Source organism: Tenacibaculum maritimum NCIMB 2154 (assembly GCF_900119795.1).
GTDB lineage: Bacteria > Bacteroidota > Bacteroidia > Flavobacteriales > Flavobacteriaceae > Polaribacter > Polaribacter maritimus.
Map to the genome: position 1 here is coordinate 3,224,443 of NZ_LT634361.1, position 24,530 is coordinate 3,248,972.

The 24,530-nt window shown below is 32.0% G+C and carries 18 protein-coding genes; 5 read left to right on the top strand and 13 right to left on the bottom strand.

What is annotated here, in order from left to right; all coding sequences use genetic code 11:
- Positions 1-24: 24 nt before the first annotated feature.
- From MARIT_RS14450 to MARIT_RS14460, 3 genes are read right to left on the bottom strand one after another with little or no spacing between them, the layout of a single operon-like run.
- Entirely contained in the window at positions 25-765 is a 741-nt protein-coding gene (locus MARIT_RS14450; protein ID WP_024740200.1) for a metal ABC transporter ATP-binding protein, read from the bottom strand.
- A gap of 2 nt (positions 766-767) precedes the next feature.
- Entirely contained in the window at positions 768-1,682 is a 915-nt protein-coding gene (locus tag MARIT_RS14455) for a metal ABC transporter solute-binding protein, Zn/Mn family (RefSeq protein WP_100211874.1), read from the bottom strand.
- Between the two features lie 7 nt (positions 1,683-1,689).
- Positions 1,690-2,343, bottom strand: coding sequence for a metal-dependent transcriptional regulator (locus tag MARIT_RS14460; protein WP_024740202.1), 654 nt, complete (start codon positions 2,341-2,343; stop codon positions 1,690-1,692).
- Positions 2,344-2,454: 111 nt separating this feature from the next.
- Here MARIT_RS14460 and MARIT_RS16105 point away from each other — a divergent pair, with 111 nt between their 5' ends.
- From MARIT_RS16105 to MARIT_RS14475, 3 genes are all read left to right on the top strand, one after another.
- Positions 2,455-4,794 (top strand): TonB-dependent receptor, encoded by a 2,340-nt coding sequence (locus tag MARIT_RS16105; protein ID WP_100211875.1) that lies wholly within the window; start codon positions 2,455-2,457, stop codon positions 4,792-4,794.
- A 341-nt stretch (positions 4,795-5,135) separates the two neighbouring features.
- Entirely contained in the window at positions 5,136-7,946 is a 2,811-nt protein-coding gene (locus MARIT_RS14470; protein ID WP_100211876.1) for a TonB-dependent receptor, read from the top strand.
- Between the two features lie 123 nt (positions 7,947-8,069).
- Positions 8,070-10,025, top strand: a complete 1,956-nt coding sequence (locus tag MARIT_RS14475; RefSeq protein WP_100211877.1) for a hypothetical protein — start codon at positions 8,070-8,072, stop codon at positions 10,023-10,025.
- A gap of 197 nt (positions 10,026-10,222) precedes the next feature.
- On the opposite strand, the gene MARIT_RS14480 is transcribed toward MARIT_RS14475, so the two are convergent.
- The 4 genes from MARIT_RS14480 to MARIT_RS14495 all read right to left on the bottom strand — a co-directional run bounded on the left by MARIT_RS14480 (position 10,223) and on the right by MARIT_RS14495 (position 15,194).
- A complete protein-coding gene (locus MARIT_RS14480) occupies positions 10,223-11,101 on the bottom strand; it encodes a DUF4249 family protein (protein ID WP_100211878.1) in 879 nt (292 codons plus the stop codon).
- Positions 11,102-11,106: 5 nt separating this feature from the next.
- Positions 11,107-13,530, bottom strand: a complete 2,424-nt coding sequence (locus tag MARIT_RS14485) for a TonB-dependent receptor (RefSeq protein ID WP_162288618.1) — start codon at positions 13,528-13,530, stop codon at positions 11,107-11,109.
- A 115-nt stretch (positions 13,531-13,645) separates the two neighbouring features.
- Positions 13,646-14,590: a FecR family protein gene (locus MARIT_RS14490; protein WP_100211880.1), complete on the bottom strand. Its 945-nt coding sequence runs from the start codon at positions 14,588-14,590 to the stop codon at positions 13,646-13,648.
- Between the two features lie 34 nt (positions 14,591-14,624).
- A complete protein-coding gene (locus tag MARIT_RS14495) occupies positions 14,625-15,194 on the bottom strand; it encodes an RNA polymerase sigma-70 factor (RefSeq protein WP_100211881.1) in 570 nt (189 codons plus the stop codon).
- Positions 15,195-15,311: 117 nt separating this feature from the next.
- Here MARIT_RS14495 and MARIT_RS14500 point away from each other — a divergent pair, with 117 nt between their 5' ends.
- The gene (locus MARIT_RS14500) at positions 15,312-15,938 is read left to right on the top strand and encodes an outer membrane beta-barrel protein (protein ID WP_157926299.1); all 627 of its coding nucleotides are present in this window, start codon (positions 15,312-15,314) and stop codon (positions 15,936-15,938) included.
- A gap of 30 nt (positions 15,939-15,968) precedes the next feature.
- Positions 15,969-16,658, top strand: a complete 690-nt coding sequence (locus MARIT_RS14505) for a hypothetical protein (protein ID WP_100211883.1) — start codon at positions 15,969-15,971, stop codon at positions 16,656-16,658.
- Between the two features lie 140 nt (positions 16,659-16,798).
- Here the strand turns inward: MARIT_RS14505 and MARIT_RS14510 are convergent, their stop codons facing one another.
- The 6 genes from MARIT_RS14510 to MARIT_RS14535 all read right to left on the bottom strand — a co-directional run bounded on the left by MARIT_RS14510 (position 16,799) and on the right by MARIT_RS14535 (position 24,524).
- A complete protein-coding gene (locus MARIT_RS14510; protein WP_100211884.1) occupies positions 16,799-17,545 on the bottom strand; it encodes a succinate dehydrogenase/fumarate reductase iron-sulfur subunit in 747 nt (248 codons plus the stop codon).
- A gap of 76 nt (positions 17,546-17,621) precedes the next feature.
- Positions 17,622-19,637 (bottom strand): fumarate reductase/succinate dehydrogenase flavoprotein subunit, encoded by a 2,016-nt coding sequence (locus MARIT_RS14515; protein WP_100211885.1) that lies wholly within the window; start codon positions 19,635-19,637, stop codon positions 17,622-17,624.
- A 12-nt stretch (positions 19,638-19,649) separates the two neighbouring features.
- Positions 19,650-20,327, bottom strand: a complete 678-nt coding sequence (locus tag MARIT_RS14520) for a succinate dehydrogenase cytochrome b subunit (protein ID WP_024740214.1) — start codon at positions 20,325-20,327, stop codon at positions 19,650-19,652.
- 314 nt (positions 20,328-20,641) lie between these two features.
- A complete protein-coding gene (locus tag MARIT_RS14525) occupies positions 20,642-21,286 on the bottom strand; it encodes a hypothetical protein (protein WP_157926300.1) in 645 nt (214 codons plus the stop codon).
- A 4-nt stretch (positions 21,287-21,290) separates the two neighbouring features.
- Positions 21,291-23,243: a type VI secretion system tube protein TssD gene (tssD, locus tag MARIT_RS14530; protein WP_100211887.1), complete on the bottom strand. Its 1,953-nt coding sequence runs from the start codon at positions 23,241-23,243 to the stop codon at positions 21,291-21,293.
- Positions 23,244-23,777: 534 nt separating this feature from the next.
- A complete protein-coding gene (locus MARIT_RS14535; RefSeq protein ID WP_024740217.1) occupies positions 23,778-24,524 on the bottom strand; it encodes a uroporphyrinogen-III synthase in 747 nt (248 codons plus the stop codon).
- Positions 24,525-24,530: the final 6 nt, after the last annotated feature.

Below are 24,530 nucleotides of genomic sequence, written 5' to 3' on the forward strand. Positions count from 1 at the left end.
ACCTCCTCTTTTTACTTTATTATATTATTGCTGTACGCTCACCTTGTAATTAATCCCGTACGTTTTAGTCAAGTTATCATCATTAAAAATTTCCTTAACTGGTCCAGTAGCTATCTTTTTCACATTTAAAAAAGTAACCCAATCAAAATATTCAGGCACCGTTTGCAAATCATGATGAACAACGATTACAGTTTTCCCTGCCTTACGTAATTCCTTTAAAATATTAATAATAGCAACTTCTGTTGTTGCATCAACTCCTTGAAAAGGCTCATCCATAAAATAAATAGCTGCATCTTGTGCTAAAGCTCTTGCTAAAAAAACACGTTGCTGTTGCCCTCCTGAAAGTTGGCTTATTTGCCTGTCTTTAAAAGAAAGCATCCCTACTTTTTCTAGCGCTTCTAGTGCCACCTTTTTTTCTTTCTTGCCCGGCCTTTTAATCCAACCTAAATTCCCATAAGTTCCCATCATAACAACATCCAACGAAGTCGTAGGAAAGTCCCAATCCACACTTCCTTTTTGAGGCACGTAAGCTACCAGTTTCCGTTGCTTATTATAGGGCTTCCCATAAATAGAAACACTTCCCGCAATAGGATCAATTATTCCTAGAACAGCTTTAATCAAAGTAGATTTTCCTGCTCCGTTAGGGCCAACAATCGCCATCATCACCCCTTCTGGAATTGCCAAATCTATATCCCATAATACTGGTTTATAATTATATGCAACCGTTAAATCATCTATCGCAACTGCTAGTGTACAATTCTCCATAATTATTTCTGTAATGAATCTACTATCGTTTTTACATTATGCTTATACATTCCTATATAGGTTCCTTCTACAGTTCCTGAGTCTCCTAAAGCATCTGAAAATAAGGTTCCTCCTATTTCTATTTCATGTCCTTTAGATTTTACCGCCTCTTGCAATGCTTCTACCGTTCTTTTTGGAACCGAAGTTTCAACAAATATTGCGCTAACATCATTTTTCATAATAAAATCTGCCATTTTCTGAACATCTTTCACGCCAGCCTCTGTAGCTGTTGATAAACCTTGCAAACCCACTACGTTAAATTGGAATGCTTTTCCAAAATAGTTAAATGCATCATGAGCTGTAACTAAGATTCTTTTTTCTATAGGTAAGGCATCGATCATTTTTGAAATAGCCACCTTTAATTCCGCTAATTTCGCCAAGTATTCTTTACCATTCTTTGCATAAGTTTCTGCATTTTTACGGTCTAATTCAGATAACTGATTCACTAAATACGTTGTAATTAACTCCCAATTAGAAATATCAAACCAAATATGAGGATCATAATTTGATGCAAAAAATTCCGATGTAATTAGTTTTTTATCGTCAATAGCCTCTGAAACAGCGATTGTTTTTTTATGTTGGTGGCGCATTTTCTCAAACACCTCTTCTAATTTTCCTTCTAAATGAATTCCATTATAAATAACTATATCTGCATTATATAACTTACTCACATCTCCTTCACTAGCCTTATAAAGATGCGGATCAACACCTGCCCCCATCAATCCTCTGACCTCAAGTTTATCTCCACCTATATTCTTTACTAAATCGGTAATCATTGTTGTTGTTGTTACTACCTGTAATTTCTCTTTTTTCTTGCTTTCTTTTTTGCAACTAAGAATTACAAAAACAATGATTATTACTATATAATATTTTTTCATTCTTTCTTTATTTTTGTATGTATAGGTTATTCGCTATCTTATTAGATATCCTGAACTCCTCTTCATTGATTTTAATAAGTAAAGAGTCGTCAAAAGACTCTTTTTCTAACACTTGAATTTTTTGCCCTAATGCTATCCCTTGCTTATCCAAAAACTGTAAAAATTGAGCTGAACTATCATTAACTCCCACGCAAACTCCTTTTTCTCCTATCTTTAAAGTAGCTAATTTCACTTTTACTCTTGTTGTAATATTCCCTTCTTTGTCTGGTATAGGATCTCCATGCGGATCTATAGTTGGAAATTCTAAATAAGCATCCAACTTATCCACTAGTTCTTCTGACTTGATATGCTCTAATTGCTCTGCAATATCATGAACTTTATCCCAATGAAACCCTAATTTATCTACCAAAAAAGATTCCCATAAGCGATGTTTTCTTACTATGGAAATGGCGATAACTTTTCCTTTTTCTGATAAATTTACTCCTTGATATTTTTTATAAATCACCAATTCTTTTTCTGACAATTTTTTAATCATATCAGTAACAGACGATGCTTTTGTTTGCATCTTTTTAGCAATAGCATTTGTGCTAATCCCTTTTGCTTGATGCGTTGCTAGATGGTAAATAGCTTTTAAGTAGTTTTCTTCCGATTGAGATAACATTTACAAATAAATTTTAAACAAATATAAAGCTTTATTTATATTTATTTAATCCTTTTTTTAGACTTAACTAAAAAATATTTTTACATTTGCTGAAAATTTAAAAAAGATATCATGAGATTTTTATTCATTTTTGCATTGCTCCTTAGTATAAATGTGCATGCACAAATAATTATAAAGGGGCAAATCACTGATAAAGACGGAGCATTACCTTTTGCTTCTATAACTATAAAAAACACTTCTCAAGGAGTAACAAGTGACGATAATGGCCGCTATTCTATTTCTACAAAAAAAGAAGGAAAAATAACTATTACAGCTGCTTTTACAGGGTATTTATCTGAACGAAAAACTATTGACGTTTCAAACAAGAACCAAAAGATTATTTTAAATTTTCAGTTAACTGAGCATGCGGAGATATTAGATCAAGTTACTATTACTGGAACAAGGACTGACAAAAGAAGAACCAATAGCCCTGTAATCGTAAATGTGGTGAATAGCGAAACGCTCGCTAATGTTCAAGCATGTACTCTTTCTGAAGGTTTAAAATTTCAAACTGGATTAAGAGTAGAAACTGATTGCCAAACCTGTAACTACACACAATTGCGTATGAATGGTCTTGCAGGAGGTTATTCTCAAATACTTATCAACGGACGTCCCATATTCAGCCCTCTAACGGGTTTATACGGCTTAGAACAAATACCTACCAATATGATTGATAGAATTGAAGTCGTTAGAGGAGGAGGATCTGCATTGTATGGCTCAAGTGCTATTGGAGGTACCGTAAATGTAATTACTAAAATTCCTAAAAAAAACAACTATGAAGTAAGTTATACTTATCAGAATACTAAAGGAATGAATGACCATATCATTACTGGTAATGCTACCATTGTAAATGAAGAAAAAAATGCTGGTGCTTCTTTTTTTATCAATAATAGAAATAGAGGTTTATATGATGCAAATGGCGATAATTTTTCAGAACTTCCTGAGCTAAAAAACAACTCTTTTGGTACTAATATTTTCTTTTTACCTACAGAAAATCAAAAGTTAGAAATTAATTTTAGCAAAATGAACGAATATCGATACGGAGGAGAAATGGTTGATAAAGCTCCACATCTTGCACTACAATCAGAAGAAAGAACTCATGATGTATATATTGGAAATATTGACTATCAAATCAACTTCAATGACAATAAAAGCGCTATTATTACTTATGCTGCTGCACAATACACAGGAAGAGATCATTACACAGGAATATTCCCTGATGATCCAACAGCTATTCAAGAGCACTTAAAAAGACCTCCTTATGGAACTTCTGAAACCACTACCTTTCAAGGAGGAGTTCAATTAAATCATCAGGTTGAAAATTTTTTAAATGGCAATGCCGTTTTCACCGTTGGTTCAGAATACGTACAAGATGATGTTTTTGATGAAATTACTGCTTATGAGTATAAAGTAGATCAACTAACAAAAAACCTAGGTATTTTCTTTCAAAGTGATTGGGAAATTACTAACAAACTAAATTTGCTTGCTGGTATTCGTTTTGACAACCACCAACTAAACACGAAGCCTACCCAAGAAAACATCCCCCAAACCGTTACTAATAATGTTCTTAGCCCTAGAATCTCATTCCTTTTTAAACCATTCGAAAATAGTCAATTGAGAGCTACTTGGGGTACAGGATTTAGAGCTCCTCAAGCTTTTGATACTGACTTGCATATTGCTTTTGCAGGAGGTGGTGTTTCTAGGGTTCAATTAGCACAAGGTTTAAAAAGAGAGCGCTCTAATAGCTATAATGTTTCTTTTAACTATGATAAACCAACGGAACATTATATTTACGGATTTACTGTTGAAAGCTTCTATACACAGCTAAAAGACGCTTTTTTCTTATATCCAATTGGAGAAGATCAATTTGGAGAACGTTTTGAAAAACGAAATGGAGATGGCGCTATAGTCCAAGGAATTACATTGGAAACTAGGTTGAATTATGATCAAATACTCCAATTAGAAACAGGATTTACTTTCCAATCTAGTTTATTTGATACCGCTGTAAAAAATTCAGATGTATTAGAAGCTAAACGTGAATTTCTAAGAACGCCTAATAATTATGGTTATGCCACATTGACCTACCAACCTAGTAAAAGTTTTACTACCGCTTTCAATTATATATATACCGGATCAATGGACATTCTTCATTTAGCTGGTGCTCCTGAATTACCTCAAAACGACACCTATGTAACATCTCCATCATATCATGAATTAAGTGTAAAATCAAGTTATACTTTTAATCTAAATCAGCTAAAAACAGGACTTCAAATTTTTGGAGGAGTTAAAAATATATTTGATGCGTATCAAACTAATTTCGATTCTGGTAAAAATCGTGATAGTAACTTTATTTATGGACCTAGTACCCCTAGAACTATTTTTGTAGGTTTAAAACTTGGTACAGGTTTATAAACCATTCCTTAATTTTCCTAATATCTTTTTATAAAGATTAATTTCCCTCAATGCAAGCCTTTTTCTTAAAGAAAAGGGCTTGCTTATTTTTCAAACTATATTTTATAGAAAAGCACGCAACCTCAGCGAACTCAACTTCAGGATGTCGGTCATCAAAAAACGAATACTTTCTTTGCTGTCAGTTTCGCGAATAACTTTTTCCTAACGCTAGCTTAACCAATCTTCATCTCATTAACCTTTTGGAAACATTCTAATAATACAATTATAATCTGCCTATAACTTTGAGTTTACACCACTGCTCCAATTTTGTCTGTAATAAAAACGCAACTCAAATTATCCTAATGAAAAAAATACTATTAATTGCCCTTACATGTATAAGTCAGGTCATCTTTTCACAAGAAAAAGGAACTATAACTGGTAAGGTAACTGATAAAGAAATGGATGGTGCTCCACTACCCTTCGCAAATGTGTTTATAAAAGGTACTTCTATTGGTGGAACAACAGATATGGACGGAGTATATAAAATTTCTGTTACCCCTGGTAACCATACTCTAATCTTTAGCTTTGTCGGATATCAAACAGTAGAGAAACCTGTTTTAATTAAAGCCAACGAAACCATAACCATACATCAATTAATTGGTGCAAGTGAAGGGGTTGCTTTGGACGAAGTGGAAATAAAAGTTACCACAAACAAAGAAAAGGCAAGCGCTTTATTACTAGAGCAAAAAAAAGCTACTATTATAAAAGAAAGTATTGGTGCACAAGAGCTTGCTAAAAAAGGAGTTAGTAATGCTGCTACCGCAACTACTAAAATTTCTGGTGTTACCAAAAGCGAAAGTAGTGGAAATATTTATATCCGCGGTTTAGGCGATCGCTACTTATCTACCACAATGAATGGACTTCCTATTCCTTCAGATGATGTTAGTAATAAAAATATTGACCTTGGTTTATTTTCTACGAATGTGATAAAGAATGTTGGAATTAGTAAAACCTACTCTACGAATACTTATGCTGACCAAGCTTCTGGAAATGTAGATGTCAGCTCTAAAGATTTTACTAAAAACGAAATTGTAATTGGCTTAAGTGGAGGAACAAACACCAATGCTATTCATAAAGATTTTAGAAGAACCACCATTAGTGACGACGTAAAATTTGGATTTCACAAAAAAAAATACGCTTTACTAAACCAATTGACATTACAAAGTTGGGATACTAAAAGCGGAGAAACACCTATTAACCATGGATTTTCTATATCTGCAGCTAAAAAATTTGAGTTATTTAACAAACAATGGAAAGTTTTAACATCTATAGCACACTCTAAATCTTACAATTATACAAATGGTTTATTTAGAAGCTTTAGAGGCAATGTTCTTGATAAATCTTTTTCTCAAGATACTATTAACCTTGGTCAGCCCAATCAACAAATAAGGCTTTTAAATGATGTTGAAAATTTTATTACAAAAACTAATTCTACTGGATACCTGAGAGTTGATTTACAATTAAATGAGAATAACTCAATAAAATATAACACTTTATTTGTTAATAAAGGAACAGATAACTTATACGAGCAAGGGAGACAAGGAAAAGGTTATGTTTTTGATCAAGATCCACAAGAAAATGGGGCTTTCGTAAGAGATCAGAATTTTAAACAAACCACTATGTTTGTTAATCAATTGATAGGAAAGCATCAATGGAGTACTAATCATACTTTGAATTGGGCTACTGGATATAATTTTGTATTGGCTGAAGAACCTAATAGAATTAGAAATGAAGTGAATATTTTAAATAGTACTAAAAGTCCTTTAATTGAATTTGCTGGTGTTGGAGATTATCAACAAAGAAAAACAAGCCAAAAAATTGAAGATACAGAATACAATGCTTTTATAACAAACAAATGGAATCTTGGAAACACTGATGACGAATATGACACCAAACCTTTTACATTGAACTATGGTGCTAATATTCGTAAAAAAGAAAGAAGTTTTAGATCCGTTTTTAAAGGCTTTAAAGCCAAAGGTTTTAAAGCTCCCTCTATAGATGAACTTTCTTCTATACTACAATTAGGAGAAACTACAGGTCTAGTGTTAAGACAACAAGAACCTGATGCTTATAAGGGAGAACTTCTAGCTATTGGTGTCTTCGCTAATTTCGACTTTAAATTCAATAATAACATCTCTGGTAATGTTGGGCTACGCTATGAAACAGATCAAATAGACGTGTTGTGGAATGTTGGAAACTATATTAGCCCTGAAGGGGTTGATAGATTTGGCGACACTAATAAAACATACACTAGCCTATACCCTAGTATCAATCTAAAGTATGAAATCAATAACAAAAATTTCATCCGACTTGCTTCTAGTGTTACGCAAACACTACCTGAATTTAAAGAGTTAGCTCCTTTTGGGTACGTATCTCCATCTGGTCGTGTAATTGTAGGGAATGAAACATTGGAAAAATCAGACGTTTATAATATCGATTTAAAATGGGAATTTTTTCCTTCAAGAAGTGAGTTAATTTCAGCTACTGCTTTCCATAAACAAATAAAAAACCCTATTAATTTAGTAATGACTAGAGGATCTTCAGGCTATTTTAGTTATTTTAATACTGGTAAAGGAGCTAATGTATTGGGGTTAGAAGTTGAAGCTAAAGTTGAGCTATTAAAAAACAAAGATGAGCAAAGCATCTTAAGTGCAACTACAAACTTAACTAAAATGTGGTTTCACCAAGATTTATCACTTAACTTTCAGTATAAAAACAAATCAAACTCTGATTTACAAGGAGCTTCCGATTTAATTTTTAACGGATCTATAAGTTATAATAATAGAAAAGAAAAGGAATTTATTGCTACACTAACAGGAAATTATTCATCTGATAAAGTTTTCGCTTTAGGAAGCCCCGAAGATTTGGCAGAAAGAGCTACAATTTATAATGACGAAATCATCGAAAAAGGTTTTTTTACACTCGATTTAGTATTGAGTAAAAAAATTACAGAAAGATTATCTCTTAAATTACTAGGTAGAAATCTATTAAACCCTAAAATTGAGCAAACGCAATTGGTAAAAAGCTTAAGTACGGGTGTTGAAACAAATGAAACCGTTAGTTCTTACAAAAAAGGAGAAAGGCTTTCTTTTAGTTTGAACTATACATTCTAATTGATTAACTCAAACTTAACATGCATCTCCTTTAATAACAAACAATTAATATTCCATTAAAAGAAACAAAAAACTAAGTGAGTTTCTTTGCTATTGAAATACAACATAACAAATACAAATAAAATGAAAAAATATTTCGTAAAAATCTTAGGAGTTTCAGTATTAGCTATAGCTGCACTGACTTTTACCGGTTGTGGCAGCGATGATCCTGATATCATTTTTCCTCAAGTATCGGATGTTGTTGCCAAATTAAAAAATGGCGAAATGAACGGTACCTTAAATGAAAGCTATACATTAACAGGTAGCTCTTATAGTTTAACAGGTTCTTTTATTATTGCTGAAGGCGCTTCCTTAACTATTCCTGCAGGAACCAGTATCATTGCTGATAAAAATGGCGCTAATGTATATTTAGCAGTATTAAAAGGTGGTAAAATAAATATCAATGGAACCAACTCTAATCCCGTTGTTATGGCTTCAAAAAACAGTAATCCAGGAGACTGGGGAGGACTAACTATTTGCGGAAAAGCAACCACTACTGCTGGTATTGATGTAACGGCAGAAGTAGGTGGCTTTAAGTATGGAGGAACAGAAGATAATGATAACTCTGGAAGTATTAAAAATTTAGTAATTAAAGGAACTGGCGCTCAAATTAATCTTGACTCTCAATATAACGGACTTTCACTATATGCCGTTGGCTCTGGCACTACCATTGAAAATATTGCTGTTTTTGATGGAGCGGATGATGGTATTGAATTCTTTGGAGGAACTGTTTCTGCTAAAAACATCTATTTAGAAAACCTAGAAGACGATGCTATTGATTGGACAGAAGGATGGAACGGAACACTAGAAAACTCGTATATTGTAAATACCAAAGGTGGATTTTCAACAGTTGTTGAAGCAGATAAGGATAATAAAAACCCTAAGTTAATTAACCTAACCGCTACTTCTATTGTAGGAGGTACTGCTCTTCAATTCAAAAAGCAATCTGGAGCAACAATAACAAATCTATTTTTAAATGGTTACACCAATCAAATTGATATGAAAGATGGAGGTGAATTATCTAATGTTATCATTGATGGAAAGGTTGCTAACAAGATTAATGACTACAATAAGGGCTCTAAAGTTGATATTTCTAACTGGAATTTCATTAGTGGAAAAGCACTAAGCGTTACTCCTTTAAGTGGCGAAGTTTCTGGAAATGTAACTTTGACTTCTGATAAGATTTATAATTTAAAAGGTTCTTATATTGTAAAAGATGGTGCTACTTTAACAATAGAAGCAGGTACAAAAATTATCGTAGATTCTAAAGGGACTGATATATATATCGCTGTTTTAAAAGGTGGTAAAATAAACATCAATGGAACTGCTAACGCTCCAGTTGTTATGGCTTCTGCTTCAGGAAACCCTGGAGATTGGGGAGGATTAACTATTTGCGGAAAAGCAACCACTACTGCAGGAGTCAATGTAACCGCAGAAGTAGGTGGTTTTAAATATGGAGGAACAGAGGATACTGACACTTCAGGTACTATTAACTACCTAGTCATCAAAGGTACTGGTGCTCAAATCAATATAGATTCTCAATACAATGGCATTTCTTTATACGCAGTTGGCTCTGGAACTAAAATTGAAAATGTTTCTGTAATTAATGGAGCGGATGATGGTATTGAATTTTTTGGAGGAACTGTTTCTGTTAAAAATATTTATTTAGAAAATAACGAAGATGATTCCATAGACTGGACTGAAGGATGGAATGGAAAAATCACAAACACTTATATACTTCATACTATCTCTGGTTTTTCTACCGCTATTGAAGGGGATAAAATTAACAACCATCCTGTTTTTGAAAACTTAACAGCAATTTCAACCGTAAATGGCACTGCATTACAATTCAAAAAGCAATCTGGAGCAGTCATTAGTAATCTTTATTTAGATGGCTATACAAAAAATATTGACATGAAAGACGGAGCTTCTTTATCTAATGTCCAAATTGACGGAGCAGACGCTTCTGCTACTGCTAATTACAGCACTGGAACTAAAGTAAATATTTCTAATTGGTCTTGGAAACAAGCAGGACTTTAATAGACCTTTTAATCCCCCAATTACTTTCGTAAGAGCCTCGCTAACACGGGGCTTTTTTATATGCTATTTCAATATAATTTGAAATAGCAAACGACATCAATATGCTTTCAATACTTAGTATTGATTACGAGCATTTAACCATAGAAGTATCCTGTCATAAAATCACCTTTCTTTTAGATAACAAATGACCATATTTGCTAAAAAGTAACCGGTATTTCTACTTTATAGCAAGCTCCCCAAACACCCAAACCACCTGTTATATTCCCCTCTAATGGTACCGTAAAATTATCTTCAAATGCGTATTGCTCTTCTTGCAATTTATAATTGTACATATATTTATAATACTTTGAATCTAAAGATTTTACCCATAAAAAATAATTTACATTATAAGAATCGATAAAGAACTCCTCTACATACATCCGTAATATTTTTGTTGATTTTTTTTCAAGTGGAATAAAAATTCTATCATAAGGAAGTCTTATTTCACTATACTTTACATTATCTGTATTTTCATCAGCAGTACTTACTGGGATCCTCTTATACTTTTTTTCGTTAATTACCGCTCCTATATCGTTTATATAAAATTCCTTAGACAACAAACTTATAATACAAAGAGCTCTATCGTTATTAGGGTTGGTAATTTCTACATCCACTAAAAAGTCTTTTTCCCTTTTTTCTATCTTAATAAGTTTAGAACTTATAGCTAAAGGAATTCTTGCAACAGCAGATAGCTTTTCTCCTTCTGCAACGGCTTTGATTTCATATAATTTTCCTGCTTTAATAGCTGGTAATTTCGTTGCCTTCCATTTTTTTTCAGAATTAATTATAAAATTATTAATTGTTGCACCTGCATCATTAGAAACAGTTAAGCTAGCTTTTTCTATAGGAGTAAAAGGCATTCCACTAATAAGACTCCCCGTACTTGATAGAGAAACTTTAATCGTATCCATTTGATTGATCTCCCCTACCAGCGCTTTTTTTTCTATCACCTCCACCTCTATTCGTGTTACTCTTTTTTCTGTACAAGAAAATAATAAAAGTGATTTTAAGAAAAATAATTTCATAAAGTTTTTCATCCAAATTAAAATTTATAACGAACACTGATGTATGGCAAAAAGTTTATTGGGTTGCTTTTCTCTATTATGATTTTTTTTGTGTTACTATCAATAGAAGTGTTCACAAAAAAAGGGACTGGATTTGCTATCAAATTATGCACTCCTAATCCAAACTCCCAATAATTATATTTTTTTAAATTAGTTCTATACTTTCCTCCCAAATTTAAGTGATAATTATCTGCTAATCGGTATTCATTTGGTTTGTCTATTTGGTAACTATACATCGACTGGTCATTAACAGCATCCACATCTAAAACATCATCTATTTTTATAAATGTTTGTTTTGGAATACTGATACGTCTTCCTGAACTATAATTTCCTGAAATATTAAACGATAAATATTGATTAAACATTACATTAAAAGATATATTTATCATATTCCTTATATCTAATTCAGAAGGAAAAGAAATTCCTTTATTAATAGCATCAAAATAATCTTCTGAATCAGATAGCGCATACGAAATTTCTACACTTCCTTTTTTCATTTTTTTTACAAATTGAAGTTCTACTCCTTTACTGCTTCTTGCTCCTATTAAAACGCGATCCTTTAATTTAGGTGCCAACCATTCTCCTAAAGAACTTTGTCCTGCTCTATATCTTATAATACCATGTAGTTGTTTATAATAAGCTTGAATATTCAAAAAGCTATTTTTATCAAACCTTCGTTGGTATCCTAGTTCAATAATGGTAGATTCCTCTGGCAAAAGCTCTTTTGTGCTAGGTGCTCTAAATTCTGAAGGCAATGAGATTGGTCCTATTGTTATTTCATGATCAAATTGAGATAGCATAGAAAAAGAACCAAACCATTCATTTTTTGGAGAAGGGGTGTAAGTTATCGTAGCTCTTGGTAAAAAGTTCCATAAACTCTTTCCTTTTACAATATAGGTTGATGAATTAAAACCTAAGCTTAAACGTAATTTATCTGTTAACTTCACTTCACTTTGAACATAACTTATTGCATGAATAGATCGGTTTTCAAATATTTTTTTTCTATTAAGTAAAGACAATGACTCTAATGGAGATTTAAAAGCTACATACTTAAAAGACAATCCGAAATTGGTTTGAATACTAGGGGTATAATACTCAAAATCTGTTTTTAAACTAATGTCTTTTATTTTATTTATCGCATTCACCTTCTCTCCTTTCTCATTGACCATAGAATTCGTTCCCATCTTATTATCAAATTCGCTATATGTAAAACTCGTATGTTGAAATACATTAGGAGTATATATATGATTCCATTTAACCGAAGTCAAGAAATTGCCCCAATTTAGATCTAATCCATCTAATAATGGTAATTCTGAAGATTCTTTAAAGCGATCTCTTCCAGCATACAAACTAAAATATAACTTATTAAATTGGTCAATATCATAATTTACTTTAAAATTAAAATCATAGATACTCATATCCACTGCTCCAATAAAAAAACCTAAGATACTCTTTCTAAAAGAGGTTAAAAATGAAGATTTACCTTTAGCTATAGGGCCTTCTAAAAACGATGAAATTGCAATTGGAGTCCAAACAATACCTCCATGATATTTATCTTTATCTCCATCTTTAGTTCTTACATCAATAACAGATGAAAGCCTTCCATTATAATTCGCTGGAAACACCCCTTTATAGAAATCTACCTTCTTAATAGCCTGAGAATTAAAAATAGAAAATACTCCTCCCATATGGTTATAGTTATATACAGGAATACCATCCATCAATACTAAATTATGATTTGCATTTCCAGCTCTTACATTTAAATTTCCAACTCCTCCAAAATTACTAATAACGCCAACCTTTGTTTGCAACGTTTTGATAAAGTCACTTTCTCCAAATAAGTTTACCCCATTATCAATTCCTTCTTTTAAAATACGCTCGTGACTCTTTGTATGTTTCTTATATAAATACAGCTTTCCATCAATAACAACCTCTTCTAAATTATCTTGATTTAACAGCAAATAAAAATTGTGAAATATAGTATCCTTATCAATAGTAAGGTGTAGTTTTTTAGCTTTAAACCCCAAATAACTGGCTATTAACGTGTCTTTGTCTCTTTCCAGTTTTAAACTATAAAAACCATAATTATTAGCGATTGCTCCCGTGGTTAAGTCTGCTGTATAAATGGAAGCACCTATTAGAGGTTCTTTTGTAAAAGCTTCTTTTATATAACCTGACACAACAATATACCTGCTTCTTTTATTTTTATTTATAAGTAATACTTTGTTTTTTAGTTGTAAAATTTTCAAGGAAGTACCTTGAATTGAAAGGGTTAATAATTCTCTAATACTATATTTCTTTTTTTTTAAAAATAGCTCCTTTGTTACATCTATTTTGTTGGAACTATATGCTAGCCCTATTTTTTGTTGCTCTATAAGTTTAAAAACTTGTTTAATAGGCATCTTTTTTCTTTTAATCTTAAGAACAATTGCGTCCAAAGAATTAATGGGCATTTCTTCTTGCGAATACATATTCATAAAACAAAACAATATTCCTAAAAAGATTGTTTTACAAGGTTTATTTCCTAGAGCAATTCGACCCATTAATAACTATTCCTTTGGCATTAGTACCTACCTCAAAATCAAATAATAATTGAAGCTCTTTAATAATTTCTTCTAAACTTTGTTCTTCAAAATTTATAGTAGCAAAACACTTTGAATTATCTCCTTTAGTTGCTATTGGGGTACTATATATTCTCTCTAATTCAGATAGTATAAAAGAGAGTGATTTATTTTCAAACTTTATCTTTCTTGTTTTCCAAGATAAAAAATTAACATCCTCATTTTCTTTTTTAGAAATTCCTGCTTCTTTGAAAATTCCTTTATTTCCAGCAGTTAACAATACACTTTTATCTTCTCCAGAAGAAAAAGAAACTTGACCACTCTTTACAATAACTTCAACGCTACTCAATTCAGATTTTATATTAAAGGAAGTTCCTAAAACTACAACTCTCGTACCTCCTACTTTAACCTCAAAAGGTTTATCTGGATCTGATTCTACTTCAAAAAAAGCTTCTCCTTCTAGGGTTAATGAACACTTCTTATCCTTAAATTCTAAAGGATAAGATAAGCAAGCTCCTTTATTTAAGGTTACTACTGATCCATCACTCAATGTTACCTTTGTAATTGCGGAAGCTGTAACTGTTTTTATAGTCTCTTGATTCCAAATAAAGGGCAAAGCGAGAGTCAACAAAATGCTAATAGAAGCTGCCACCAACCACATTTTCTTACGACTATTTTTAACGGGAATTTCCTTATTAAATAGCTTCTTTTTTAAAGAGTTCCATCCTTCATCAATATCAAATTTCTCTGTATGATTTTTCATTTGGGTGTGCTTCCAAACATAACTAAGCTTTTTATATTCTATTTCAGATTCTTTTTTCCAAGCCAAAAACTGTAACTCCTCTTCTTCAGAGAATTTTTCTGTAAAATGTTTTGCTATTATTTTATCTATATCTGCCATCTCTAATATATAAACGCTTAACCTTTTAAAACCCCTATTGCCCTTTATATAAGAAAGCTAATACTAACAAAAAGGGAGGTAATGGGTTCTCTTTTATATAACTTCGCATGATTTTAATAGCTTTCCCCATTTGATTCTCTACTGTTTTTATAGATATTCCTAGCCTCTCTGCTATTTGAGCGTATGTAAGCAAATCAAACCTACTCAACTTAAACACAATTAAGCATTTTGGAGGAAGTTCTTCTAAAGCTTTATTTACAAATTGATAAACATCCAGCTCTTCCTCTGAATCACTGTCTTTAGAAACATCTTCCTTTAGTGTATTTCGAACCATAACATCATCTACTGATAAATGCTGCATCTTTTTTCTAAGCTTACTGATACAGTTGTTTTTAACAGCTGTTACTAAATAAAAAATAGCTTGAGGGTCCTCTATAAGGTCTTTTCTTTTTTCCCATACTTTTATAAAGACTTCTTGAACAACATCTTTACTTTCTTCTTCGTCTTCTAGATAATGATAAGCTACAGAAGACAACTCTTTATAAGATTTCTTAAAAAGAATTTCAAATTTAGCAAATCCCATAACCCCTTGTTCATCAAACAATTGAATACAATTTTAAATAATTCAAAGATCAAATGTACTATAATATTTTTTTAGAGTAGGGGTATTTCCAAAAAAAACGTGTTAATAGTGAATTTAAAACTAAAAAAACAAACAAAAATGAAACGAGAATTCAGAACAAATAGCAACATGAGAAAATTATTTATTGCCACTGTTATATCTATACTATTCAGTCAGGCTAACTTTGCTCAAGAAAAAGGCACTCACGAATTAAAAGTTCACGCAGGAGTTGGTACTTCTAATACCATAATAGATTTTATTACAGATTTTTTAACCTATCCAGCAACATTAGGGCTAGTTATCGTAAAAAATGGCACCACTAACCCTGCATTTGGTATCACCTATAAATATGCCATAAGAGACAGATGGATGCTTTTTACCGAAGGAAGTTACCAATCTAGAAATACAGATATCTTTTTCAAACAAAATCAAACAGCAGCAGCAGCAAAAAGCGAAAAAAGATATATTACAGCAGGTATCGGTTCAGATTACTATTTTTTATCAAAAGATATTGTACAATTATATTCTGGAGCTTCTGTAGCTTATACTTTTACTTCTGAGTCATTTAGCAACAATACAGCTGGATTTAAAAGTGATAGTTCAAACTATTTTAACTTTCACATTAATGCAATAGGTTTAAGAGTAGGTAAAAAGTTAGCAGCAAGTATTGAGCTAGGTTTTGGATATAAAGGTATTGCTAATGCTGGTATCTCTTATCAGTTTTAGAAAATGCATCCATGCTAAAAATCGTATAAGATGTCTATAAAAAAATTAATATTTTCAATTTTAGCTTTGCCAATAATGATGAGTTGTGAGTCTATAGATTCTTCAGATATCAATCTAGAAACACCTATTTACCAAGATTACAGTATGACTTATAATCAAACAAATAACACTACTCATATAAATGCTACATTTAGAGTAAAAGATGAGAATGGGGTCAGACTTCGTTTATCAAAAGGTGCAAGTGTTTTATTCAATGGAGAGTCTGAAGATTTTTTCAACACACTATCAGATCACTTTTATCATTGGAAAAGACAGGGAGCTATTGACGTAGAAGTAGAGTATAAAAAAAATTCTAAAACATCTTTTACCAATACTTTAAGCGTTAACAGAGTTCCTGATATAGCATTTAGGAATGATTTTAATTCTTTGTCTTTTGAAAATAAGAATATGATATCTTGGAATGGAGAAGCAATCCAACAGGGTGAGGTAGTTTCAATTAACATCATACAAAAGAAAAGGTCTTATTTCTCAAAATTTGAAAAAGAAGGAAGCTTCAATATAGAAATTCCTAGTCTAAAATCTTTAGGTTTTACAGCGGGAAGTACCGAAATTAATCTCTCTAAAACCCATACTATCTACGATATAGAAAATGCTGACAAGCCTTCGGGGGGAAGGATTTCTTATACAAATCTTATTGTCAAGGCAATAGAAGTTAAATAAAAAATTTAACGCCACAATTTCTATTAACTATTGATAGTTTTTTCTTTAGAGAAAAAGTATCTACAAATAATTATTTATAGAATCAAAAAACCTCAGAATAATAAATTCTGAGGTTTTATTCTTTCAAAGATCTATATTTTCTATCCTTTTAAACTTGCTTTTAAAAACTCTGTATTCATACGAGCTATATTTTCTAAAGAAATTCCTTTAGGGCATTCAACTTCACAAGCACCTGTATTAGTACAGTTACCAAAACCTTCTTCATCCATTTGTTTCACCATATTTAACACACGGTCAGCCGCCTCAATTTGCCCTTGTGGCAATAAGGCATATTGTGACACTTTTGCTCCTACAAATAACATTGCGGAAGAATTCTTACAGGTTGCAACACAAGCACCACATCCGATACAGGTTGCTGCATCCATAGCCTTATCTGCATCCTCCTTTGGTATTAAAATAGCATTTGCGTCTGTGGTGTTTCCTGAAGTATTTACAGAGATATATCCTCCAGCTTGTTGAATTCGCTCAAACGAACTTCTATCAACCACTAAATCTTTAACTACAGGAAAAGCTGCTGCTCTCCATGGCTCTATGGTAATCGTATCTCCATCATTAAACATACGCATATGTAACTGACAGGTCGTAACACCTCGGTCAGGTCCGTGTGCTTCTCCATTGATATACATAGAACACATCCCACAAATTCCTTCACGGCAATCATGGTCAAATGCTACAGGTTCTTCTCCTTGATTTATTAGCTGCTCATTTAATACGTCCATCATTTCTAAGAAAGACATATGCTCAGAAATATCGGTAACTTTATAGTCTACCATTTTCCCTTTATCACTTGCACCTTTTTGGCGCCAAATCTTAAGTGTTAAATTCATGTTTTTTAGATTTTAGTAATCAGTATTGAGTAGTACTTAAACGAACAACTTTTCTCAATACTGAACATCTGTCTTATTACTTGTATGAACGTTGTTTTAATTCGATATCGTTAAACTCTAACTCTTCTTTATGCAAAACAGCATCTGCTGGCTCTCCTTTATATTCCCATGCAGCAACATATGCATAATCTTTATCATTACGTTTTGCTTCTCCTTTTTGTAAGCCATCTAACTCAACTGACTCTTCTCTAAAATGACCTCCACAAGATTCATTTCTATTTAGAGCATCTTTAGCAAATAATTCTCCTAGCTCTAAAAAATCGGCTACACGACCTGCTTTTTCTAGCTCAGGGTTCATTTCATTAGCCTCTCCTGGAACCGTTACGTTTTTCCAGAAATCCTCACGCAAAGCCTTAATTTCAACCATTGCTTCTTTCAAACCTTTTTCATTACGAGCCATTCCACATTTTTCCCACATAATTTTACCTAACTTCTTGTGGTAATAATCTACAGAATGTTTTCCTTTATTGCTAACAAAAAACTGGATGCGTTCTTTAACTTCTCTTTCAGCTTCATCAAACTCTTTCGTGTTCGTTGGTATTTTTCCAGTTCTAATATCACCAGACAAATAATTTCCAATAGTATAAGGTAAAACAAAATAACCATCTGCTAAACCTTGCATTAAAGCAGAAGCACCTAAACGGTTAGCTCCATGATCTGAGAAGTTTGCCTCTCCGATACAATATAACCCATCAACAGTTGTCATTAGATTATAATCAACCCAAACACCTCCCATTGTATAGTGAGTTGCTGGATAAATCATCATTGGAGTTTCATATGGATTATTATCTACAATCTTCTCATACATTTGGAATAAGTTTCCATACTTAGCTTCTACAATTGCCTTCCCTAAATCATAAATTTCTTTAGCAGTTGGGCTAGAAATATTTTTCAATTTAGCTTGCTCCCTACCATAACGGTCAATTGCCGATTTAAAGTCTAAATAAACGGCTTCTCCAGTTGCATTTACTCCATAACCAGCATCACAACGCTCTTTTGCTGCACGAGAAGCAACATCACGTGGTACTAAATTTCCAAATGCAGGATACCTTCTTTCTAAATAATAATCTCTATCTTCTTCAGCTATTTGAGTTGGTTTTAATTTTCCTTCTCTAATTGCCAATACGTCTTCTTTCTTCTTTGGAACCCAAATTCTTCCATCATTACGTAATGATTCAGACATTAACGTTAATTTCGACTGATAATCTCCCGAACGAGGAATACAAGTTGGGTGAATTTGAGTATAACAAGGATTTGCAAAATAAGCTCCTTTTTTATGGATTTTCCAAGCAGCCGTAGCATTAGATCCCATTGCATTTGTTGATAGGAAATATACATTCCCATAACCTCCAGAAGCAATTACAACGGCATGCGCTGAATGGCGTTCTATTTCTCCTGTTACCAAATTACGTGCAATAATTCCACGAGCTTTTCCATCTACAATAACTACATCTAACATTTCATGGCGATTAAACATTTCAATCTTTCCACGAGCTATTTGTCGGTTCATTGCTGAATAAGCTCCTAACAATAATTGCTGTCCTGTTTGCCCTTTGGCATAAAAAGTTCTTGAAACAAGTACTCCTCCAAAAGAACGGTTATCTAATTGCCCTCCATAATCACGTGCAAAAGGAACTCCTTGTGCGACACATTGATCTATAATATTAGCAGAAACTTCTGCTAAACGATATACGTTTGCTTCACGAGAGCGGTAGTCTCCTCCTTTTACAGTATCATAAAATAAACGGTAAAAAGAATCTCCATCTCCTTGATAATTTTTTGCTGCATTCACCCCTCCTTGTGCTGCAATAGAGTGCGCTCTACGAGGCGAGTCTTGGTAAGCAAATGCTTTTACATTATATCCTAATTCAGCTAAAGTTGCAGATGCAGAACCTCCTGCCAAACCTGTTCCTACTACAATTACATCTATCAGACGCTTATTCGCAGGATTTACTAAATCGATCTTATCTTTATAAGTTGTCCATTTATCTTTTAATGGACCTTTTGGAATTTTTGAATCTAAAGTTGCCATACTTGTTTCGTATTAATGATTGAAGTGATGAAATAATGCAATAATTACAAATCCAATTGGCAGTCCAATTGCATAAATTTTACTGAATGTTTTCAATCCTTTAGTGTATTTATTATTAGCTCCAACAGATTGGAAAGCTGAATTGAAACCGTGTAATAAGTGTAATGCTAAGAATACAAATCCTACAACATATAAAGCAACTCTCCACATCGGCTCAAATTTGTGTTGCAATTCGTGGAAGTACCTAAACTCACCATTATGTAAACCGCTCCAATCTCCTTGAATAAATTTTGTATTTAATTCAGGAAACCAGAAATCAATAAAGTGAATGATTATAAATACTAAAATAAAACCACCGCTATAGATCATATTTCTACTCATCCAAGTAGAGTTTGCAGCTCCATTATTTTTAGCGTAACTTACTTTACGTGCGCTTTTATTTTTAAGTTCCAAAACAAACCCCATAACAAAATGAAATACGACACCAAAAATTAAAATTGGCTGCATCACATATTGAACTAACGGGTTGGTTCCCATAAAGTGAGATAATGCATTAAACGTTTTTCCATTATCTGGAAAAATTGATGTAATGTTAATTGCAAAATGTTGTAGTAAGAAAAACATTAGGAAGAATGCTGAAAGTGCCATTGCAAACTTTCTTCCGATAGAAGATTTTAGTAATCCCATTATTTTGTTTATTGATTAAATAATTAACACAAATTTAAGGCGAATCGCCCAACCCTACAAACATTCAGTTTTGTTTTGTTTAATATTTAGAATCGGTTTAAATAGTATTTTTACTACAAAATGCTATTATTTGTTTTTATTGAAGTGATTTCAACTTCTTGTTTTGAAGCGAAAATTTAGTTTTTTTTCAGTAAGATAGCCTTTAGCTACGTTGTGACAAAAAGCTAAAATCAGGGTAAAATAAAACAAATTTGCAGGCATACAAAAAAGTGTAAACTACTTCATTTTTAATCAAATTCACCCAATAATCTCTTATTTTACTTCTTATAAAGAATGTCGTAAACTGCTTTAGTTCCTGTTTTCCCTACAACTCCTTTTCCTTTAAACATTTTAACTTCTAACTCCTCTCCCGTTATACCATTAAGAAGTACCACAAAACGACCTTTTACATCATCATACTCTCCATAAAAATCAAGTGTCCAAGTTGTTGCTTCCTCATCACTCCATCTTGATATACGAACCACTTGCTCCTGAATATTTTCCACCTTATGGTTAAACAAATAATTCTGAATATCTTCCCAAGAATAAACAAAAGGCTTCTCCAAATCTTCTTCTTTAACTAAAATTCCTTTTTCATCATATTCTCTTAATATACCTGCTATAAAATCATTTGGAAAAGACCTAAAAGACGATTTTAAAACACCATCCTTTCGGTATTCATAAACATATTCAAATAAGTTCTTTTTTTCTTTTAAAAAACTATAATAACATTCACTTAATTCTTGCTGTTTTACAACCGTATCATCATTTAATTGATATATATACTCATTCATTGCATTTTTATTTTTATCAAAAACTTCTATATCAAAACTTTCCATCATTTTATATCTTTTTTTCTTATGCTGAGAATTACAACTGCATATTGTTGATACTACCAGCACTATATATAACATTGTTTTCATCTTATTATTCTTTTTCTATATTATTATGAATAATTCCCCATTGCCAATGGTAGGTACTTACAACAGGAATTTTATCAAATGACATGTCTGAATAATCCATAATATTATTTGTTTTATCTTCTTTAAAGGTAAACTCACTATTATTATCAAAAGTATGATACAATCCCATTGCATGGAAGGTTTCATGAGCCAATGTACTATCTTCAAGCCCTGCTTTTAGCACAATAACCGAACGAGAGTTTTTAGGTGCAGGTATATCATATGCCATTCCATACAATCCACCACCGTCTTCATCTATAAAATAGATTTTATAATACTTTGTATAATCTTTCTTTTTTCTTGATTTCAATGCATTATTCAAATAATCTTGAAAATGATTTTCATCTGCATCAATAAGAGCTCCTTTTGATGAATATTTTCGATTAAACTGTATATCGGTAGATAAATCTAAATCTACAACCTCATAGTTAGCATTGGCTAAGGCTTGATTAAAATATTTAGTAAATTCGCTCTGTCCTTTTGAAGATTTTCCTGTTTTAGGCTTTCTTCCTAATTTCGTAGTCACATTAACAAACGCTATGTCTGCTCTATACCTATGCGGTTTATCATTTGCTAATATTTTTAATTTACCTGAAAGTTCTCCATCAGCTTCCACTTCAATATATTGATCAGAAGCAAATTCTTTTATACATTTTACTTCCAGATAATCCTTTAGCGTTTTTTTCCCTATTTTTTTATACGAGATCTCATCCTTATTTAATTTAAAGTATGTTTTATCATATTTCAACTCCACTTTTTTGGGCATCGTATTAAGAATTTCTACATTTAGAGAAAAAACTGCCTTTTTATCTGGCAATAATGTCAATATAGGAATTGTATAGTCTTCTCCTTTCTTTACAGGATGACTAAAACGCTCAAACTTATTTTGTAATTTCGTGTATTCCGCGTTGCTTTGTACAAACCTTTTACCTCTGTTATATTTTCCAATTATATCCTTATATTTAGTATCTCCTTTTTTCCCAGTATCTCCCACTCGTATCCAGTCAAACCCAAATTCTCCTTTATACTTTTCGTGCACTCTAAAGTTAACCAATACCTTTGATTCCGATAATATATGTAATGATTCACTTTTCTTTTCTTTACCATTATATTCTGCCGTTACAACAAGCTTGTTTATTTTACCTTTTTTAACATTTTTCTCCCACGCTTCTTTAATTTCTATGTCATTTACAAAAAGGACATCCCCTTGTACGCTTTCTTCTATGAGTATCTCTTTGGTTTGGTTATCGAAATCAGTTCCATCTTTTTTCTTAACCCTAAGCTTGACCTTCCCTCCATTTTCATTTTCAAAATTTATTTTCAATCCTACGCTAGTTTTATATCCAGTTTCTTTAATAACTTGCTTCTGAACATCTACCCAAGCTATAGAAGTTATAGCAGGCGTTCTTTTTTTATTTTGCTTCTTAGGAATCGAAGGCATTTCCTTTCTTTTTTTCATTCCTTTTTTAACAAGGGGTGCATTCTTTTTTTCATTCCATTGCTTTATAAAAGGGTGATTTGTTTTGTAACGTTGTATTCCTGCTGAAAGTACAATTTCCGTTTCCATTCCCCACTTGTTACTAAAAGATTCTCGATAGCTTATAATCGTACAATCATTAAATTTATACTTAAATAAGGTCCTTCCATTGAAATCTCCCTCATAAAAGGCAATTTCTCCATCTTTAATCGTATATAAACTATTAGGAAACGCTACATCCTTATCTTCCATTCTATCTGAAAAAGCCCAGTTTAAATAAAAATCTTCATCTCCTTTTGGAACAAAACAAAGCTGAATAAACCCTCCCATTACCTCACTGGAGGGTCTCCCTGTTTTACGCGTATAGCGTTCATAATCCAAATCTACATAATGTAATTCTCGCTCCTCTCTTCCTATAAATAACTTTGCTACAATACTCATTATAATTTATAAATATTTTACATTAACAATTAAAATAATTTTCTCTAAAAAGAATTTATAATGATTTTAATCCTTCCCTAAAAATAAAACTTATATACGTAGAATAACAATCTTAAGAGGCGCTCCTAAGCCTCAACGAAAAAGTAATCAGCTTTTTATATAGAACTACTAAACAAAAGTAACTTACTATTCATACTTATATTTATTCTCTTGAGTTTTACTATTAGGGTATTAGGCAATAGTTTGTAAGAAAAATCATTAAAAACTTGATTAACTACAACCATCACAAATCACACTAACTCTATTTTATTAAACATCCTTTTTCATAGGTGCCCCTCAAAAAAATATACTATCTAATAATTCTTATTACAAAACAATTATCCTTTAGCTAAATATCTCAATATGAATAGATAGAATTTCTAGCCATTGAAGTTACTAAAATATTTTAATTATACAACATCTAAAAAACTTCACACAAAAAAGAATAGCCTCGCAAAATGCGAGGCTATTCTTTTTTTACTTAAAAAATAAGTATTATTTTTTATTTACTTGCTTTATATATTTCTCTAAAGCCATCGTCATTGAAGGATTTTCTGGTGTTGGTGCTGCTATATCAACACGCAAACCTCTTTCTTCAACAGCTTTAATCGTTGTATTTCCAAATACGGCTATCCTCGTATTATTCTGTTTAAATTCTGGAAAATTTTGGAATAAACTATCAATACCTGAAGGACTAAAAAACACCAATACGTCGTAAAAAACATTTTCTAAGTCAGATAAATCACTCACGACAGTTCTATACAAATCTGCTCTTTTCCAATGTACTCCCAAAGCATCCAACTCCTTAGGAATTGACGGCTTTAATTTATCAGAAGAAGGTAATAAGAATTTTTCATCCTTATGCTTCTTTATTAATTTCGTTAAATCTGAAAACGTTCTAGTACCTACATAAATCTTACGTTTACGATATACCACATACTTTTGTAAATAATAAGCAACAGCCTCTGACTGGCAAAAATACTTCAAATCATCTGGTACTTTAAAACGCATTTCTTCAGCAATTCTAAAGAAATGATCTACAGCATTTCTACTAGTTAAAATAATAGCTGTAAAATTATTTAAGTCAATTTTATGACCTCTGACTTCCTTTACTGAAATACCTTCTACATGAATAAATGAACGAAAATCAATATTCACCTTGTGTTTTTCAGACAAATCGAAATAAGGGGAAGTTTCAGTTTTTGGAGCTGGCTGAGATACCAAAATAGTTTTCACTTTCATAAGATC